Source organism: Nonomuraea sp. NPDC001684 (assembly GCF_053596515.1).
Genome location: NZ_JBSFGJ010000755.1, coordinates 1 through 2,672, shown reverse-complemented (window position 1 = coordinate 2,672; position 2,672 = coordinate 1). Strand labels below are relative to the sequence as shown.

Below are 2,672 nucleotides of genomic sequence, written 5' to 3'. Positions count from 1 at the left end.
GCGACATGGTCAACGGGTTCGAGTTCACCCCCGAGTCGCGCGAGCCCGACCCGTGGCGGCTGCTCAAGGCGTACCACTCCTCGGCGGTGACGCTCAACCTGGCGCGCGCCTTCACCAAGGGCGGCTACGCCGACCTGCGCCAGGTGCACGCCTGGAACCAGGACTTCGTGGCCGAGTCGCCCGCCGGGCGCCGCTACGAGCAGCTGGCCCGCGAGATCGACCAGGCGCTGGCCTTCATGCGGGCCTGCGGGGCCGAGCCCGAGGAGTTCCACACGGTCGAGTTCTACTCCTCCCACGAGGCGCTCATCCTCGACTACGACCGGGCGCTCACCCGCATCGACTCGCGCACCGGCCTGCCCTACGACGTCTCGGCGCACATGGTCTGGATCGGCGAGCGCACCCGTCAGCTCGACGGCGCGCACGTCGACTTCTTCGCCGGCATCCGCAACCCGATCGGCGTCAAGCTCGGGCCGACGACCTCGCCGGAGGAGGCGCTCGCGCTGATCGAGAAGCTCAACCCGGACAACGAGCCCGGCCGGCTCACGTTCATCACCCGGATGGGCGCGTCCAAGATCCGCGAGCACCTGCCCACCCTGGTCAAGGAGGTCACGGCCGCCGGCGCCCAGGTGGCCTGGATCTGCGACCCGATGCACGGCAACACCTTCGAGGCGCCGAGCGGGCACAAGACGCGCCACTTCGACGACGTGCTCGACGAGGTGGCCGGGTTCTTCGAGGTCCACCGCGCGCTCGGCACCCACCCGGGCGGCATCCACATCGAGTTCACCGGCGACGACGTCACCGAGTGCGTGGGCGGCGGCCACGAGATCGTCGAGGGCGACCTCGGCACCCGCTACGAGACGGCCTGCGACCCGCGGCTCAACCGCGGCCAGTCCCTCGACCTCGCCTTCCGCGTGGCCGAGCTGTACCGCGGCTGAGCCGGTTCCGCGCGGCGCGTGTTCGTGACGCGCGCCGCGCGGACAACCGAACCGAATTCCAGTGCGGGCGGGGTCGGCGAGGCTATGATCACCCGAAGGACCGAAATTTCGGGAGAAATCGTGGACAGTGCCCCCGAGGGGGTCGACCCCAACGTCCCCAACGTCGCGCGGATGTACGACTACTACCTCGACGGCAAGGACAACTTCGCGGCCGACCGCGCCGCGGCGGAGCAGATCCTCAAGGTGTTCCCCAACACCAAGGAGGCCGCCCGCGCCAACCGGGCGTTCCTGCAGCGGGCCGTGCGGCATCTGGTGGACTCGGGCGTACGGCAGATCGTCGACCTGGGCGCCGGGCTGCCGACCCAGGGCAACACGCACGAGATCGCGCCCGAGGCCCGCGTGGTCTACGTCGACTACGACTCGGTGGTGTGCGTCCACGGCCGGGCGCTGCTGGCCCGTACGGACAACGTCGACATCCTGCAGGCCGACATCCGCGAGGTGGACACCCTGCTGGACAAGCTGGGCGCGCTGGTCGACTTCGACCAGCCGGTGGCCTTCCTCATGCTGGCGATCCTGCACTTCATCCCCGACGAGCAGGCTCACCCCATCGTGGCCCGGCTGCGCGAGGTCAGCGCCCCCGGCAGTCACCTGGTGATCAGCCATGCCATCGACGCCAGGCCCGACACCACCCCGCAGGCGCTGGAGGTCTACAACCAGGCCACGGCCGCGCTGAGCCTGCGGACCGACAAGGAGATCCTGACCTTCTTCGAGGGCTACGAGCTGGCCGACCCCGGCCTGGTCTTCCCCCAGGACTGGCGTCCCACCGAGCCGCCCGCCCTGACGAACGGCACCGACGTCGGCTACGTCGGCGTCGCCCGCAAGCCCTGACGCACGGCCGGATCGCGGCCCCCGGTCCGGGCCGCGGTGAGGGGCGCGGTGAGGGGCCCGGTGAGGGCCGCGGTGAGGGGCCCGGTCAGGGCAGGGCCGCCAGGAGCTGCCGCACCCGGGCCGTCGGCGGCCCGGCCGGCACGGCGAGGTAGGTGCGCACCTCGGGCTCGTCCAGGCCGGCGTAGGCCACGCCGCGGATCGGCGGCAGCTCGTCGAAGACCGGGTAGAACAGCGTCCACGACGGCGGGCCCGAGGCCAGGTCGATGAGCGTGTCGTGCAGGCCGGTGAAGGCCGGGCCGCGCGGCGGGTCCACGGCCGCCCGCGCCAGGGCCCCGGTGACCAGGTCGTGGAAGGGCGGGTTGCGCTCGCGGGGGGCGAGCCGTACGGGCAGGTCGCCCAGCTGGGCGAGGCTGAGCGTGCCGGAGCCGGCCAGCGGATGGGCGGCGGGCAGGGCCACGACCAGCGGCTCGGTCCAGGCGGGGAAGAACTCCAGGCCGGGCGCGGCGTCCACGAGACGCACCAGCGCGGCGTCCAGGTCGCCGGAGCGCACCGCCGCCAGCCGCTCGGCCAGCCGCTGTTTGGCGAGCCGGACCCGCAGGCCGGGGTCGAGCCGGTCGAGCATCGGGTACAGGCGGGTGCCGGGCGCGGCGGACACGCCGAGCCGCAGGGTGGCCTCGGCCAGATGGCCGGTGACCGCGCGGCGGGCCCGTTCGGCCGCGGCGAGCACCTCGCGGGCCTCGGGCAGCAGCCGCTCCCCCGCCTCAGTCAGCCGCACGTGCCGGGTCGACCGGTCGAACAGGCGGGCGCCCAGCTCGCGTTCCAGCCTGCTCACCTGCTGGCTGACCGCGG

At 73.1% G+C, this 2,672-nt stretch carries 3 protein-coding genes; 2 read left to right on the top strand and 1 reads right to left on the bottom strand.

Going from position 1 to position 2,672, the window contains the following annotated elements:
• Window positions 1-935 (top strand): 3-deoxy-7-phosphoheptulonate synthase (locus tag ACWCSD_RS51205; RefSeq protein ID WP_449926927.1); only part of this gene is annotated, 935 nt, incomplete at its 5' end.
• 120 nt (window positions 936-1,055) lie between these two features.
• Complete coding sequence (locus ACWCSD_RS51200) at window positions 1,056-1,823, top strand: SAM-dependent methyltransferase (RefSeq protein WP_397164291.1); 768 nt, start codon at window positions 1,056-1,058, stop codon at window positions 1,821-1,823.
• An 85-nt stretch (window positions 1,824-1,908) separates the two neighbouring features.
• Here the strand turns inward: ACWCSD_RS51200 and ACWCSD_RS51195 are convergent.
• Window positions 1,909-2,672 (bottom strand): LysR family transcriptional regulator (locus ACWCSD_RS51195; RefSeq protein ID WP_449926924.1); only part of this gene is annotated, 764 nt, incomplete at its 5' end.